The 16,089-nt window shown below is 41.8% G+C and carries 18 protein-coding genes and 1 pseudogene; 2 read left to right on the top strand and 17 right to left on the bottom strand.

The genetic code is table 11. The annotated features are described in order from the left end of the window. Positions 1 to 115 precede the first annotated feature (115 nt). From AC4OGX_RS02105 to AC4OGX_RS02125, 5 genes are all read right to left on the bottom strand, one after another. Positions 116 to 610, bottom strand: a complete 495-nt coding sequence (locus AC4OGX_RS02105) for a transcriptional repressor (RefSeq protein ID WP_278999726.1) — start codon at positions 608 to 610, stop codon at positions 116 to 118. Beyond that, complete coding sequence (locus AC4OGX_RS02110) at positions 597 to 743, bottom strand: FeoB-associated Cys-rich membrane protein (RefSeq protein ID WP_278999727.1); 147 nt, start codon at positions 741 to 743, stop codon at positions 597 to 599. Before AC4OGX_RS02110 ends, AC4OGX_RS02105 begins: the two co-directional genes overlap by 14 nt. A gap of 42 nt (positions 744 to 785) precedes the next feature. Then, the gene (feoB, locus tag AC4OGX_RS02115; RefSeq protein ID WP_493328166.1) at positions 786 to 2,960 is read right to left on the bottom strand and encodes a ferrous iron transport protein B; all 2,175 of its coding nucleotides are present in this window, start codon (positions 2,958 to 2,960) and stop codon (positions 786 to 788) included. A 74-nt stretch (positions 2,961 to 3,034) separates the two neighbouring features. Then, positions 3,035 to 3,256 (bottom strand): FeoA family protein, encoded by a 222-nt coding sequence (locus AC4OGX_RS02120; protein WP_278999729.1) that lies wholly within the window; start codon positions 3,254 to 3,256, stop codon positions 3,035 to 3,037. 13 nt (positions 3,257 to 3,269) lie between these two features. Beyond that, entirely contained in the window at positions 3,270 to 3,482 is a 213-nt protein-coding gene (locus AC4OGX_RS02125; RefSeq protein ID WP_278999730.1) for a FeoA family protein, read from the bottom strand. 220 nt (positions 3,483 to 3,702) lie between these two features. Between AC4OGX_RS02125 and AC4OGX_RS02130 the strand changes: the two genes are divergently transcribed. Beyond that, entirely contained in the window at positions 3,703 to 4,107 is a 405-nt protein-coding gene (locus AC4OGX_RS02130; RefSeq protein WP_427761890.1) for a metal-dependent transcriptional regulator, read from the top strand. Here the strand turns inward: AC4OGX_RS02130 and AC4OGX_RS02135 are convergent. The 6 genes and pseudogenes from AC4OGX_RS02135 to AC4OGX_RS02160 form a co-directional block, all read right to left on the bottom strand. Continuing rightward, positions 4,104 to 6,218, bottom strand: a complete 2,115-nt coding sequence (locus AC4OGX_RS02135; RefSeq protein WP_493328170.1) for a heavy metal translocating P-type ATPase — start codon at positions 6,216 to 6,218, stop codon at positions 4,104 to 4,106. The genes AC4OGX_RS02130 and AC4OGX_RS02135 overlap by 4 nt on opposite strands. Beyond that, complete coding sequence (locus AC4OGX_RS02140; protein WP_278999734.1) at positions 6,219 to 6,524, bottom strand: DUF6110 family protein; 306 nt, start codon at positions 6,522 to 6,524, stop codon at positions 6,219 to 6,221. It abuts the gene before it with no gap. Between the two features lie 214 nt (positions 6,525 to 6,738). Then, a pseudogene (locus tag AC4OGX_RS02145) lies at positions 6,739 to 7,137 on the bottom strand (ATP-binding cassette domain-containing protein); the annotation flags it as partial. Next, the gene (locus AC4OGX_RS02150; protein WP_278999735.1) at positions 7,118 to 7,504 is read right to left on the bottom strand and encodes a sortase family protein; all 387 of its coding nucleotides are present in this window, start codon (positions 7,502 to 7,504) and stop codon (positions 7,118 to 7,120) included. The gene AC4OGX_RS02150 and the pseudogene AC4OGX_RS02145, both read right to left, overlap by 20 nt. Before the next feature lie 194 nt (positions 7,505 to 7,698). Continuing rightward, a complete protein-coding gene (locus AC4OGX_RS02155; protein ID WP_330578514.1) occupies positions 7,699 to 7,890 on the bottom strand; it encodes a helix-turn-helix domain-containing protein in 192 nt (63 codons plus the stop codon). Next, the gene (locus tag AC4OGX_RS02160; RefSeq protein WP_493328171.1) at positions 7,887 to 8,327 is read right to left on the bottom strand and encodes a sigma-70 RNA polymerase sigma factor region 4 domain-containing protein; all 441 of its coding nucleotides are present in this window, start codon (positions 8,325 to 8,327) and stop codon (positions 7,887 to 7,889) included. The genes AC4OGX_RS02155 and AC4OGX_RS02160 overlap by 4 nt, the downstream gene beginning before the upstream one ends. A gap of 414 nt (positions 8,328 to 8,741) precedes the next feature. On the opposite strand from AC4OGX_RS02160, the gene AC4OGX_RS02165 reads away from it, so the two are divergent. After that, positions 8,742 to 9,074, top strand: coding sequence for a helix-turn-helix transcriptional regulator (locus tag AC4OGX_RS02165; RefSeq protein WP_243133589.1), 333 nt, complete (start codon positions 8,742 to 8,744; stop codon positions 9,072 to 9,074). 141 nt (positions 9,075 to 9,215) lie between these two features. Here the strand turns inward: AC4OGX_RS02165 and AC4OGX_RS02170 are convergent, their stop codons facing one another. From AC4OGX_RS02170 to recD2, 6 genes are all read right to left on the bottom strand, one after another. After that, positions 9,216 to 9,593, bottom strand: a complete 378-nt coding sequence (locus tag AC4OGX_RS02170) for a hypothetical protein (RefSeq protein WP_154322062.1) — start codon at positions 9,591 to 9,593, stop codon at positions 9,216 to 9,218. 17 nt (positions 9,594 to 9,610) lie between these two features. Continuing rightward, on the bottom strand, positions 9,611 to 10,543 hold the full coding sequence (locus tag AC4OGX_RS02175) for a ParM/StbA family protein (RefSeq protein ID WP_154322061.1): 933 nt from the start codon (positions 10,541 to 10,543) through the stop codon (positions 9,611 to 9,613). A 116-nt stretch (positions 10,544 to 10,659) separates the two neighbouring features. Beyond that, on the bottom strand, positions 10,660 to 11,442 hold the full coding sequence (srtB, locus tag AC4OGX_RS02180; protein WP_427761883.1) for a class B sortase: 783 nt from the start codon (positions 11,440 to 11,442) through the stop codon (positions 10,660 to 10,662). A 51-nt stretch (positions 11,443 to 11,493) separates the two neighbouring features. Next, positions 11,494 to 12,711 (bottom strand): CHC2 zinc finger domain-containing protein, encoded by a 1,218-nt coding sequence (locus tag AC4OGX_RS02185; protein ID WP_493328175.1) that lies wholly within the window; start codon positions 12,709 to 12,711, stop codon positions 11,494 to 11,496. Positions 12,712 to 12,778: 67 nt separating this feature from the next. Continuing rightward, on the bottom strand, positions 12,779 to 13,723 hold the full coding sequence (locus tag AC4OGX_RS02190; RefSeq protein WP_493328176.1) for a hypothetical protein: 945 nt from the start codon (positions 13,721 to 13,723) through the stop codon (positions 12,779 to 12,781). Between the two features lie 103 nt (positions 13,724 to 13,826). Further along, a complete protein-coding gene (recD2, locus tag AC4OGX_RS02195; protein WP_493328177.1) occupies positions 13,827 to 16,073 on the bottom strand; it encodes an SF1B family DNA helicase RecD2 in 2,247 nt (748 codons plus the stop codon). Positions 16,074 to 16,089 lie beyond the last annotated feature (16 nt).

A 16,089-nucleotide genomic window follows, 5' to 3' on the forward strand; every position in this document is an offset into this window, starting at 1 on the left:
ATAGGATACTTTACACTACCTATTCGTTTTATACGAAACAGGGAATCCCCTAATAGATTATTTCATCATCCAAGAATTCCCTGTTATCCATTTATAGCATCATTTTATTCTTCCATCACAAATGATCATCTGCTTGCATCCATGTGATTCCCACTACTTTTTTTCCATCACAAAGCCCGCTATTTTGCATTCCGCTCTTAATGATCTTTTCCACGGAGTTACTATCCAGTTTAACAGTAGAACTGTCTTCCAGTTCTACCAGACAGCATTGGCACACCCTGTTTTTATGATCACACAACTGATATGCGGTTCCTCGTTTCAAAGCCCCTATTTTTTCAAGGGCATCAACCGTTCGATAGACTGTTGCAATCCCTATTCCCGGATCTTTTTTAGCGGCAAGAATATATACTTCTTTACAGCAGCCGCAGCATTCATTCAGAATAATATCAATTAATATTTTCCTTTGTTTTGTAATTCTAAACCCCTGTTTTCTGAGACACTCTATCAAATAGTCTTTCTGCATAGGAACTGTCTGATAACCATTTGTATCTATGTCACCTTCTCCAAGACCGGGAAACCGAGGTTCTTTTTTTATTTTATGATCTTCCATGGCAATGTCCGCTGCAGTGACTGCAATTTTGTCCGCACTGTAAAGATTTCCCGGCTTTTTTATCCTTAATCATGCTTCGTATGATCATTCCTACTGCTCCTAAAAGTAAAACCAATATGATTGCTGTTCCCATAAACTCTGTGCCTCCTTACTATCCATTGCAACTGATTCCTATTTATGCTCTTATTTTACCGGCTACACTTTTCGGCACAGTAAGACTCTGGCTTTCCTTATAAGGACGGAACAGCAGATACAAAAAGCCAACAATGATGATACATGCCACAACTGTCCCGATTCCAAACGTTCCTGCCGTAATCAAAGTTCCGACCTGATATACACACAGGGATGCTGCATACGCAAGAATGGTCTGATATCCAATGGCAAACCAGAACCATTTTGCATTGTTCATCTCTCTCTTGATTGCTCCCATTGCCGCAAAGCAAGGTGCACACAACAGATTGAAGATCAGGAATGAATACGCTGCCACTGCTGTCATAGATCCGGCAAGGCTTCCCCAGATCTCTGCTCCGTCTTCAGCCACTTCTCCAAATCCGTACAGGATACCAAATGTTCCCACAACATTTTCCTTCGCTACAAGTCCTGTAATTGCTGCAACGGCCGCTTTCCAGTCGCCCCATCCAAGCGGTGTAAAGATCCATGCAATGGCTGAGCCAATCGCTGCCAGAATACTGTTATTCATATCTTCTACCATACCAAAGCTTCCGCCTTCGAATCCGAAGCCCTGTGCAAACCATACGAAGATGGTAGAAAGAAGAATGATCGTTCCTGCTTTCTTGATGAAGGACCAGCCACGCTCCCACGTACTTCTAAGTACATTTCCTACCGTTGGAAGGTGATATGCCGGAAGTTCCATAACAAATGGTGCCGGATCCCCTGCAAACATTTTCGTTTTCTTTAAAATAATACCGGAACAGATAATTGCAGCAATTCCAACAAAATATGCACTTGGTGCCACCCATGCCGCCCCGTCAAATAATGCACCTGCTATCAAGGCAATGATCGGGAGTTTTGCTCCACAAGGGATAAAAGTAGTTGTCATGATCGTCATTTTACGGTCTCTGTCATTTTCAATCGTTCTGGAAGCCATAACACCCGGAACACCGCATCCCGTACCAATCAGCATCGGTATAAAAGATTTTCCGGATAAACCAAATTTACGGAATATACGGTCCATAATAAATGCGATACGTGCCATATATCCACAGCCTTCCAGGAATGCAAGGAAAAGGAATAATACCAGCATCTGTGGAACAAATCCAAGCACCGCACCAACACCGCTGACAATACCATCGACCAAAAGACCCGTTAACCAATCTGCACAGCCGATGGCTTCCAGACCGGTCTGTGCTGCCGGGATGATCCATTCAACGAACAATGTATCATTGGTCCAGTCTGTCAAAATGGTTCCCACCGTAGTAACAGACACATAATAGACGATAAACATCACAACCGCAAAAATCGGAAGCGCCAGAAAACGGTTGGTCACGATGCTGTCAATTTTATCTGACACCGACATCTGTTTCTTCACACGCTTTTTATAACAATCTTCGATAATACTTCCAATGTAGTTATAACGTTCTCCGGTGATGATGCTTTCTGCATCATCCTCCATCTCTTTTTCACAGCTTACAATGTCTTCTTCGATATGATTGAGAAGTGCTTTCGAAAGTTTCAGGCTTTCGCGCACTTTTTCATCCCGTTCGAACAGTTTCACTGCATACCAGCGTTCCATACTTTCATCCACATGTCCCGAGATTGCCTCTTCAATATGAGCAATTGCATGTTCTACGCATCCGTCAAACTTATGTGCCGGCTGTATATTTTTTCCGCTTTTCGCAATTGCAACCGCCCGCTGAATCAGCTGGTCGATTCCTTCTCCCTTCAATGCGGAAATCTCAACGACCTTACAGCCGGTGTCTTTTGAGAGACGGTCTATGTTCAGCTCTTCCCCATTCTTTTTTACCAGATCCATCATATTGACAGCAATGATTACTGGAATGCCAAGTTCTGTAAGCTGTGTGGTCAAGTACAGGTTTCTCTCCAAATTTGTTCCGTCAATAATATTGATGATCGCATCCGGCTTTTCACCGATTAAAAAATTTCTGGATACCACTTCTTCCAGCGTGTACGGTGACAAAGAATAGATACCCGGGAGATCCACCAGTACGGCTTCCTCTCCCTTCGTTGTATATCCTTTAATTTTTCCTTCCTTTTTCTCTACCGTTACTCCCGGCCAGTTACCCACAAACTGGTTTGATCCGGTAAGCGCATTGAACAGCGTCGTTTTTCCACTGTTCGGGTTACCTGCAAGTGCAATTTTGACTCTCATATTCTCCCTCTTTCTGATTATACATTACAAATTATTTTTAGTTTTATCTAACCGATTTTCAAAAAAAATAAGTACTATTGTACCTCTACCATTTCCGCATCCGCTTTTCTCAAAGATAGCTCATACCCCCGGACAGTTACCTCTACCGGATCTCCAAGCGGTGCTACTTTCCTTATGTAGATTTCCACATTCTTCGTGATTCCCATATCCATGATCCTGCGCTTCACCGCACCTTCACCATGAATTTTCACGACCTTTACGGTCTGACCGCACTTTGCTTCTCTTAATGTAGCCACTTCTCATTCCCTCCTAGATCATAATCTTATTCGCCATTTCTCTGCTGATTGCCACCCGCGAATCTTTCACTTTTACAATCAGGTTTCCATTGATTTCTGATACAACGGTAACGAATCCGCCCATCACAAATCCCAGGCTTTCCAAAAAACGTCTGGTCTCATCCTTTCCGCCAATTTTTCTGATCTGAATCTCCCGACCAGTTTCAGCCATTGTTAACGGCATCATAATCCACCCGCTTTCGCTTTCTAATAAAAATTATCAGTTGCTTCTTACGATAGTTAGTATATTCTCACTTTAATTGCATGTCAATAACTATATTTGATAATATTTTTCATTAAAAAATAGTGCCTTTTCCATTCTTTCGGTCTTGAATTTCCTAAAAATGACTGTTACAATGAAAGCAACAGGAAGTAGTTTTAACTAACCAAAATTGAAAGGAGATAACATGCGACACAACAAATCTTCCGAAGATTATATGGAAACTATATTGATATTAAGCAGGAAATTACCTGTTGTACGTTCTATTGATATTGCTGTAGAATTAAATTTTTCCAAACCAAGTGTCAGTGTTGCCATGAAACACCTTCGTGAAAATGGCTGTATTGTTGTCAGTCAGGCAGGTTTCATTACATTAACGGATAAAGGAATGGAGATTGCTACAAGTGTTTATGAACGGCATCAGGTACTATCTAACTGGCTGATTTCTCTTGGTGTTGACCCGAAGACTGCCACGGAAGATGCCTGTGAAATGGAACACCAGATCAGTGATGAAAGTTTTCAGGCTATGAAGAAATTTATCGAGGAACATACCATTACATCTGATAAAAAAGAGGAAAAGGCGGCAGATTAAACCGTCTTTTCCTCTTTCTCTATTCTTTCTGTAATAATCCCCGACAAATCCCGCATACTCTGCAGACTGATTGCCAGTGTTGAAACATTGTGAAACATCGCCGATGTAGTCGGCTGTATCACGCTTCCAACTCCCAGGAGAATCAGGAATGTATTAATTCCTACAATCTTTCGATAGTTTCTCTGAATCCGTTTCATTAATGCATTACTTAAATATTTTAGTCTGACAATCTGGTATAGATTATCTGCGGCAATCGTAATATCCGCAATTTCTCTGGCAAGTTCCGCACCATCACTGATTGCAATTCCCACATCCGCTGCTGATAGTGCCGGTGAATCATTAATTCCGTCACCTACCATCAAAACTTTTCTGCCGGTCGCTTTTTCCTGCTTAATAAATTTTGCTTTATCTTCCGGTAATACTTCCGAATAATATTCATCCACACCGACTTTTGCTGCCACAGCAGCTGCAGTACGCTCACTGTCTCCGGTCATCATAACAATCTTCGTAAATCCAGCCTCTTTCAATACCCGTATGACTTTTGTACTTTCCTCTCGCAGGGGATCTTCTATACAGATCACAGCTTCCAGAATGCCATCTACGGCCAGATATAAATGCGAATATTCTTCCGGCAGATTACCAAACTGTGTCTGATATTCATCGCGAACCCGACATTTTTCATCGTCGAAAACAAAATGAGCACTTCCGATAATTACCCTTTTTTCTCCCACATAGGAAGAAATTCCATGGGCAACAATGTACTCCACCTTTGAATGCATTTCTTCATGGTCAAGTCCTGCCTGTTTCGCCGCATGTACAACCGCTTTTGCCATAGAATGTGGAAAATGTTCTTCGAGACAAGCTGCCAACCGAAGTAATTCCTTTTCTTCCTTACCGCAGAACGGAACTACCATCTTCACCGTAGGTTTTGCCTTTGTCAGAGTACCCGTCTTGTCAAATACAATCGTCCTGGCCTCCGCAACGGCTTCCAGATATTTTCCACCTTTTACGGTAATATCATAAGTTCCAGCCTGGCGGATTGCAGATAATACTGTAATGGGTATAGCGAGCTTCAGTGCACAGGAGAAGTCTACCATCAATACCGATAATGCCTTTGTTATGTTTCCTGTAAGAAACCAGGTGATTGCCGTTCCAGCAAGTGTCACAGGAACCAGCTTGTCTGCCAGCTTTTCTGCTTTTCCTTCGACAGAAGATTTCAGTTTTTCAGATTCTTCAATCATTGTGACAATCTTTTCATACCGGGAAGCTCCTGAAGCTTTCTTAACGGAAATTACAAGCTCCCCTTCTTCCAGGACACTGCCGGCATACACATAACCACCTTTTTCTTTATGAACTGGAAGAGGTTCGCCGGTAAGAGATGCCTGATTTACCATTCCATCTCCTTCTAAAACAACTCCGTCAAATGAAATGATATTTCCCATATGGATCACAATAGTATCTCCTTCTTTAATCTGTCGAGAATCCACAAGAATTTCCTGTTCATCACTTTTTAACCACACCTTCGAAACATTCAGAGCCATACTGCGAGCCAGATCTCCAACCGATTTCTTATGGGTCCATTCTTCCAGTATCTCTCCAATCCCCAGAAGAAACATGACAGAACTAGCAGTATCCATATCTCCTCGTATAATAGAGACTCCAATTGCTGTCGCATCCAGTACAGACACTTCCATTTTTCTCTTCGCCAGACTTTTTAGACCTTCCCTCAGATATCGAACCGATTTTAATATTGTCCAAACTGTCCTGATACGATAAGGAAGAAATAGCTTTCCCGCATAATGAAGAGCTACCTTACTCATTAGTTTCTCCTGATATGTATGATTTAGTTTTCTTCCCGAATCAGCAAGTACTGTATCCGGAACATCCACGGACTCATATCGGAATCTTTGCAACGCCTGAATCAAAGGCTCTCTTCCGCCGTTAAAGCAAACGCAGGCATCGGCCGTCCGTTCATAAACCTTTGCCTGCGTGACATAGCCCAGCGTATTCAGATAATACAACAATATATCAGCTTCCTCACATGACATATATTTCTGCATCAAATGAATACGGATTCTTCCCGGGATCTCATGCTTAATAATAAATTTCAATTATACTTCCTCGGATTTCGCAGCATCCTCACTCGAAAAGACGTCCATTTCTTCCATAACAGCTGCTTTCTCTTCCGCTGAACGTTTTTCATTCATCTGCTTTGCTTCTGCTACGATATCCTCTGCATTTTCCTGTATTGTCTCTGCCGTCTTCATAACACAATCTTTTGCGCGAAGAACTGCCGCTGTACAGATTGTATAAGCCTTTTTGGCATCCCGACCGGACAACATCTTAACACCTGCTGTTCCAAATAATACACCGCCTGCAAATATTCCAAGGTTTTTCAATTTAAAAACATCCATCATACTTCCTCCATTTCTGCATCTCAATCTCATATTTTGCTTATTTGTGCTTCTTTCCGGTATAAAACAACATTCCCATACAAAATACCATAGCCCATGCCCAAAACCTGTGCTGTTTCATTGTATCACCTCGTTTATCTGAAGTTTTCTCTATCATATCCTTACACTTGGTTGCTAGTCAAAGCTAACTGTTCTTAATGAATATTTTTATCAAAAGCTAGGACAATCTTCCATTCTCCATCTCATAAACCACATCTGCAACGTTCATAGTAGATTTTCTATGAGACACCAGGACAACTGTCTTCTTCCTGGCTGATTCCTTTAGAGATTTCAGAATAATTCCTTCATTTAGCGAATCCAGATTGGACGTAGGCTCGTCCATCAGAATCATCGGTGCGTCATGTAAAAACGCTCTTGCGATACCGATTCTCTGCTTTTCTCCGCCTGACAACGTATCGCCGAGTTCTCCGACTTCTGTATCATATTCTTTCGGTAGTGTCATAATAAAATCGTGGATGGATGCTTTCTTTGCAGCTTCTTCAATCTCTTCTCGTGTTGCAATCGGTTTTGCAATGGCGATATTGTTCGCAATCGAATCATGGAAAGATACTTCCTGCAATATGATTGTTGCCATGCAAGTCAGTTCTTAAATATTTTTCATTGTCACCCGAATGCAAAATCGGATAATTAATTCCAAACTCGTCCTGATTATCAAAACGTATCCAGCCGATGACATCCTGATTCTCGGCTTTCAGCTTGTCAAATTCTACCTTAACGTCCGTAAGCCACCAGTCTTTTTTCTTCTGCTTTCCATCGTCCGGTTCGGATCCATCACTGACATACTCCTCTGCCAGTTTCTTATAGCTTCGTGCTGTCCACAAACGGTCTATGTATGGAGGAAGAATATGATAAAGTGCAGTCCCAATCAAGATAATTGCAATAATAATAAATAATAACCAATGATATGATTTTTTCTTTTTCATCTTTTTATTACATTCCTTTCAAGACATTACTTTTTCCTCAACAACTCTGTATTCTATGATTATTGGTTAGTTTTGTCTAATCATTATACAATATTATTTCTTAAAATGTACATTTGTACTTGAGAATGTTTCTCGTTTTCCAACTTGAGTAATAAAATTCCAGCTCGCCTGTTACTTCATTACCTTTATACATGCTAATCCAATTCTTGATACGACTGAATACACTTTAGCACTTCAATTATCAACTCCTGGTACAAATCCTCATCAAATCTTCCATTTATCAAAGAGTTTTTTATCAGCAATGGTCGGAACATCTCTAATATCCGTTCAGTAGCTACATGGTCTCCCATCTTCGCCCGGAACAACACTTCTTCAAAATTCATCATCTTGCACCTCCCATCCATTTTCTTATCTTACGGATTGCATAATAATAAATCCCTTTCACCTTGTAAGATGGCAAGCCATTGATCCGACTCATATCATCAAACGTCCGTTCCTCAAACACATGCTGATAAATCAGTTTTCTCTCATCCTCACGTAGTAAGAGCAATGCCTCCACAAGTTTCTGATCCTTCATCTCGTCCCATTTCGGATAGTCCCCATCTGCCTCTTTTAACAACAATTCTTCACGATATTTCAGTTCAAGGCTTTCTTCTACTGAAATGCCCATTTCTTCCATTGTCAAATCCTCTGCTGGCATTTCATTCCTGCTAATCCGCAGCATCTTTCGTAAATAATTCTGTCTGGCTCCTCGAATCTGCGCCAGTATGTATGCAGTAAACTGATTCTTAATCTTGGAACCGGTATATGTAAATTTATCCAATTGTTTATCCTCCTGTATTTTGATTTCGTTTTTCTTTTGAAATCCCAGAAGGCGGGGATCGACACCGTATTCCATTATTCGATAATATTCGACAATCAAAAAGAAAGTCGAATCGGTTTATACCTAATTCGACTTTCCAGATTATCCATACTATTTCATGTGCTAATCCACATGTTATTAAGGCATATTCTGCATACTCACCAGAAGGATGTTCCACATATTGGTATAAGATTTTTTTAATAAGTTCTTGCTATGCCTATACCGATCTGTGTAACTCAATCAGACTCTTCTCCCAAATAACTTCCTTATTCTCTATTCACTTAACGCATCATATTGCTCTATCGCACGCATTTTAACGCATTTCATATACTGCGGAACTAGAGTAAAATATATGCGTTAAGTGAGGTGATGAAAATGATGGTTAAGAAATTGCTCGGAGATCTGGTCAAAGAAGAACGTCTTCGCAGGAATCTTTCACAGAATGCTCTGGCTGAAAATGTGCACGTTTCCTTACGCACAATATCTGATATTGAGAACTATAATGCTAACCCCAGACTTGAAACTCTGAGTCTATTAGCCAAATACTTGAATATTTCGCTTGATTCCGTCATCTTCTACGACAAGCCACCTGCCAATCCTTATATCGAACAGATCATTTATGAGTTAAATGACTGTACAGATGAAGAAAAAGATCTGGCTTTACATACGCTCCGTGGACTCCTTGACGGTCTCCGAAAACAAAAGTAATTCCTTTCATTCTCCACTTCACCATTGTTTGATTATAGAACGGCCATTTATGAGCGACTTATGAGCCAGTTATGAATGACTTATGAATCGAAAAACTTTTCGACAAAATTCGAAGCAGCCCAATCAAAGGCTGCTTCTTTTCTATATACCTCGGAATGCATCCAATGCATTTGAGATATTTTTTATAATATGTTCATCAAAAGCAATCGGTTCTTCTTCTGAACCAGACAAATCCATGACTGTCTCATCCAGATTTGTTTTTTCTGTAGAAACAAATTTCTTTTCTGAGATTGCTTCTTGAATCTCTTTCTTTACAATTGTTCTAATCAATGGCAATAGGGAAGACTTGTCCGGATTCAAAGAATCAGTTCCTTTTCCCTCGCCAAGATAATGAAGCACTGCGCTGGCAATGAAATCCGCCTTGTCTTCCGTATTATTTAAAATCTCAACGACTTTTTGATGGGAAACATTATTTTTCTTAAATCCAATCGTGAATTTATTGGGATTCTTTTTGGTCACAACAATCACTTCCCGTTCTATTTGCTGCTCTCATACATACGATACAGGAGATCATACCCTTTTGCATTGGCGCATAGGTCATCAATGAACAGATAACGTCCCAAACGGTCAGATTTCTCTAAAAATCGCCTGAGCAGAATAGAACCACCACCAATGAAAACTGTATAGGCAGATTTCGTATCCACACCACGTTCACGGATACTATTCAGAAGATCTGTCACATAGTCCTGTACCATGTTCTCAACCGCCCGGACTACATACTCATCATAAAATTCTGTTTTCCCCCGAATGATGCTTTCCACATCCACTTCTTCCAATAGCATGTCATATTCACTGTTGACTTTGGAAATGATCTCATTACACATAGTAATGATGCCCTTTTCCAATGAATCACAGTAATCCATATCTGGCTTTCCTCTTCTTAATAGCAAATAATCTGTTGTGAATCCCCCAACATCAATTCCTACTGCTTTCGGAGCCTCCCCAATCTTATCTATCTTTGTCATCATGGCAGCCAGGTCCTGCACAAAAGCCCTCACATCTTTCATACAGAGATGATATTCTCTGCCACAGTATTCCACCCGAAACACTTTTCCATCACCCTTAAAATATTTCTCATACTTGTCATACAGCTCTTTGTAATGCTTTGGCGGAAGTCCGATTGGAAGTTCAATCTGAATCACATCATCTGACTGAATTTGTGTCTTGTCTTCCAATTCCATAACAATTGCAAACAATGTCAGTACAAAAAATCGGGAATCTGAAGTCTTATCCCTCTGATATGGGATACGACGTTCGCTGAGCGTATAATACTTATCCTGATACTGCAGATATATCTCGCCCCTTGCAGGCTTCTTATCCATTTCTGTCAGCCCTGTCGTGAATACATGATTGCAAGTCTTCATATTACGGTTGCCATGATCTACTGCTACTCTTAATTTCTTAATCATAAAATGATCACTCCTTTTTCTTTCTACTTACTCTGTACGTACTACCTACGTAAAACGCAACCACTCCCTCAAAAATATGAAAAGGCACCAGCAATAGCTGCCGATGCCATCATCCATTATCCCATCTCTATTTTCCTCTCCAGTTTTCCGTGCACCAAATACCGATAATTTCGGTTCGAGTTGACACAGGTAGAAAGCGTAACGACATGGTCTGTGTCCGTAACTTCCGTTCCTGTATCATAAGCAGCGAAGGATAAAATTCTTTCCAAAAAGTCCTGAAAATCTTCCTGCTCAGGAAACCTATAAGTATACCCCACACTTCCTGTTCTTCCTGCATAGCAGGATACGATCCGGTACTCTAAGATACCGTCTGGAAGATAAATATAAAAACAAGGATACTGCTCAAATAAAGATTTTTCCTGATATTTATCTAACGTTCCAAACATACTTCCATTCTTCATATTATGACCATACACAATCGTATTACTGTCCGTGAAATCCGGCTTATTATGATAGTCGATAAAGATACTACCATTCTTGTTTTCCTGTCCGTCAAACATATGATGCAGATAAAAAGAGTTATCTTTTCCCTGTACAACCGGATAGCTGACAGAAAGTGCCGGTATCTGGATCCATGCTACAACATCCGGATTCTGAGCCATTAATCCTTCAAAATCTACCTGAAGGAATGTAAATCCTGAATCATCTTCTGGATCCGGATCATTTTTACCCTGCTCATCTGTTTCTGGATCCTGTACGTACTCCATAAGTTCTTCATACGTACGATTGCCTTTCTGATACTCCAGAAAAATTCCTATTAATTTGCCTGCAGCAAATATAAATATAATGAACGATGCAATCATCATAACCAGTAGTGGTACATTTCTTTTACTTTTCATAAACCTTCCTTTCAAGAAAGGCCAGAGCAGAATACTCCGACCTTCCTGTTTCTATAATCTTTGAGACATTTTATCTGTCTGATTTATGTACAAATCATAATATAGATCATCTATCCCTTTGATTTGTCCACGCCATTCTTTGTTTTCATCCGTATCCCACAACATTCTTTTCACGGGCAAAGAATATTCCTTACAAAGTTCGTACAGTTTTCTGCACCCACTTTGAATGATTTCCCGTTTTTTCACCTTATAAGGACACTCTCCAAACCTGTTCCTCTTCGTGCATTCGCTGCATTTACCATACTGTCCATCACAGGCAACCGGCATTTTCTTATCCATGTCAAAAGTTTCATATACAAGGTGGAGATTTCTTTTGGAAAGGCTGTCTAGAATAGGGCGGAGATTCCGATGCTGGTTCACTCCGGGCACACATAAGAACGTAGCTCCGGACAGATAATGAGCAATGGTTCCTTTTAAAGCACCTTCTGTCACATACACTTCTTTCGCATCCAGATTCCCTATTACATGAACGGGGCTTCCGGATGAGACTCCATATTGGTAATTTACACTGGAGAGCCAGATATACTTTCTGGAATCTGTCACATGATCCAGCCGGATCTGAAATCCCTGGATCAGACCTTCCATGGAAAGAATCGGGATTAGGAACCCAGAATTTTTTGCTGAAAAATGAATCGTCCATTTTCCATCCTTATCCTGATAAAATCCCGGCACTCCCTTTACCGTACATCCTTTTTCCTGTAGTTTCCTGGTCAGACTTTTTAATCCAAAGAGAGGAACGCTCCGATATCTTTGTGCCTCGATCTGCTCGTCCGTAAGCCCTCTCGCCAGCAAGTCTTCCTTGTGCTTTTCTGATAACGTAAGATAGGAAAGCAGCATGGAATAGGTACGGTTGATATCCGCATCCGATGCACGGTCACTATTTTCGGGAATCTCAGGCTCCGGCTTTTTCTCCGGAATCTTATAATCATCCCGGTATTGGCCCAGGTTTAATGCTTCCCGAATCTGCCGGTTTGCTTCTGCCTTTGAAAGTCCATATAACTTGGCATATAAATCCAGCATTCCCCCCTGCTCGTTGCAGTAGTTACACCGGAAGACGTTTTTCTTGATATTAACATTCATCTTTCCTGTTTTATGGTTACAGAAGGGACAGTCCACGTCATAGGAACTAGGATTTTTTCGACGCACCTGCAGATTCAGTACATGCACCACATCGCGGATATCGTAATCAAACCCCGACATGTCATACATCCATATTCAAGCCTCCTTTCCCCCGCAGCCAGATAGCTGACTGTGGGGTCTTAACAGGCAGAATCCACTATCCTGCCATTGGTAATGCTTTATTTAACAAAAATTTAGCTGCAGCCGGAACCGCATTGTTATTTCCGGAATAGCTTCTGGCAAACCACTCTAGACTTTGTGGGCTTTCTTTTGCCACCTGTCCCATGGTCTTTCCGCCAAATTTTCCTTTGCCCGGAATCACAACCTGCACCGCCTGCTCATAAGTCATGTGCTGCAGAAGTTCTTCCACAGGCAAGAAACCGTCTATCGCTTTTCCCACTGTACCCGCCGCCATGGAATTCATTCCCAGCTGCTGGTCATAGGTATTTTGCATAGATGGCTGACCGATGATGGAGCCGTTTGCCTGTGCCTGTTGAAAAAACTGTCCCATCATGCCAGACTGTGGCTGCATCGGCGGAATGGAACCACCCGTCATCTGCCTTGCAGTCTGTTGATACGTATTTTCAGTCGATTGATAATCAGCCTGATTCCCGCTATAAGGACTCTGCACAATTCCTGAATTCTGAGATGACTGCGGAATCTGAATCCCGGCATCCACCTGTTCCGGATCATTTTCCTCTCCTACATCCGCAAACTGAAGTCCAAACCCGGCATCTGACAGTGCCCGTCCGACAGCAGCCGTTTCCGCAAGTTCCAGAAATTTTGCTCCAAAATTCGGATCCTCTGATCGGAATTTCTGTGAAAATGCGTTGGCAATGAAATTGTCCTCCGCATCACACTTATCCAGATAGATTCTCGCTTCTACCAAAGCTGCATTTTCTGAAAAACTGCGAACAATACTGATAATTTTTCCCATGGGATATACCAGACGGAACCACAGTTTCCGGTATTTCACATCCAGATACAGCTGATCTTCCTGTCCTTCCTTTTCCAATCTCCTTGCAAGTTCCACAGGATTAAATCCTTCCACCCGGTTGAGTGCTGCAACAGCTTCTGATTTGTCATATAAGATTGATTTCATTCGTTCTGCTCCTTTCGATTTCTGTTCAAAATAAAAGTAGACGAAAACCCTACATAGAGTAATAGTCTGCATTTCTCTGAGATTGTAATATTTCTTAAAATTTTTATACTGCAAGTTTTAACTGGTCCATTTCCTGCGCAGGCTTATTCCGACTTTGATACTGGTCATAATAGCTGCAGATTCTCTCTGCAAGCACTGTATTTCTCTTTCCACTGTCATCAGTATGAATCGCCTGACAAACTGCGTTCCAATCCCCGACCAGATATACTTTGGACTTGGCCCTGGTCACTGCAGTATAGAGAATGTTTCGTTTCAGCATAACATAGAATGCCTTCACCCACGGAATAATCACTATCGGACACTCTGATCCCTGCGATTTGTGAACTGTGATTGCGTTTGCATGTTCAATCATTTCCATCTGCTCCAGCTCATACTCTATCATCCGGTTCTCTGTAAACTGGATACTGATCTTAGGGTTTCCTTCCTCGTCTTCATCAAAATCCAGAATGGTTCCCATATCTCCGTTGCTGATAAGTGCAGTATTTTTATTTTGTATGATCTTATCCCCAACCCGGAATACGTCTTTTCCAATCACAAGTTCCTTCTTTCCGCTGACTGGTGGATTGATGATATCCTCCAGCGTGCGATTCAGTTCCACTACACCAGCCGCTGTCCTTACCCGGAAAGGTGTCAGGATCTGCACCTGGTCGAGACCATTTTGGATGACTTCTTCCTGATAAAGTCTCTTTACGGTATCTGCAGTTTCTTCTGTTCCTTTGCAGGGCACAAACACAAAATCATCACCCAGAATCAGGTTGGTTTTTCCCTCCTGCATCATTTTTGCATTCACTGGTATGCTGCTTGTGGATCCCTGACGATATACAAGGTCAAGCACTGTGACCGGTATCAGCCCACATTTGATAAGCTGACGAAATACATCACCGGCTCCCACCGAAGGAAGCTGATCCACATCTCCCACAAGAAGGATTCTTGTATCCCCTTTGACTCTCTGGAAAAATTCATAAGCCAGCCGCATATCCACCATGGACGTTTCATCCACATTGACAAACCCTGCCTCCAGATAGGCAAACTCAGCCGTATAATCTTCTCCCAGAAGCCCCAGTGCCATATGCATGGTCGAGGCGTTCTGGTTACCCGTACTTTCTGCCATCCGTCTTGCAGCTCTGCCGGTCGGTGCCATTAACTGAACTTCAGACTTACATTTCATGCCGTGAATATAAAGGATTACCTTTAAAACAGTTGTCTTTCCGGTACCCGGACCTCCCGTAATGATACTGATGGGATTTGCGAACACCATCCGCACCGCCTGTTTCTGCTTTTCTGACAGTATAATTCCCAGGACTTTCTGCGCCTGTACAAGTTCAGTCTCCACATCAAGCGATTCCATAGGATAAAGAATCCGTCTTGCAACCATGGCTGCGGTCTGTTCCTCTGCTTCAAACTGGCGGAAGGTATAGACCTTTTCCCCATCTAATACAATGCTGTTCTGCATGACCAGACGGTAGAGTACATTGCTTACATTCTGAGCAGTCACTGCCTGAAAAGTCAGATCTTTATTCAGCACTTCCAGTACTTGTTCTGTTAAAATTTCCCGTTCCAGATAAAGATGCCCTTCCTTCATAGCCTCACTTAACACGTAACTGATGCACCCGGAAATACGCATGGGATCATTCAGCGTTTTCCCAAGTGCCCTGCCAATGTTATCCACTGTCAGGAATCCAAATCCCTTGACTGCACATAACATATAGGGGCGTTTCCGGATGATATCCACAGATTCATCTTTAAATGTCTGCAGAATCATATTCACTTTCTTCGGTGTCACTTTGTAAGGAGCCAGAAAGGTCATCAGTTCCCGAAACACCCGGTTCTTTCCAAAGGAATCCATAATCCCATGAAGTTTCTTTTCTGAAATTCCCGGAACGGAAAGCAGTTTCTCTGGTGTTTTCTCAATGATTTCCAAAGTATCCAGACCAAAGTGATGATAGATAGCTTCCGCCGTCCTCTGCCTGACGCCTTTAATTGCACCAGATGCTAAATAGCCTATGATTCCTTCTTTTGTCCGTGGAACAATTTCCATAAAGGATTCCACTTTATACTGCAGACCATGACTTCCGTTTTCCCAGGCTCCTTCCATTTCCAGTTCAATCTGATCTGTAAGCGGCAGATTGTATCCAACAGCAGTAAACCCGATCATCTTTCGGGATGCCAGATACTTATCCCTTGCTGATAATGGCACAGAGGTATCCTGCGTACTATAGAGCGCTACAGTAAAACCATTTCCTTCATTCATATAAATCTTATTCACATATCTGCATCGCATCTTCCACATCCCTCCAGTTTGAATC

The sequence above is a fragment of the Faecalicatena sp. genome (assembly GCF_058819085.1).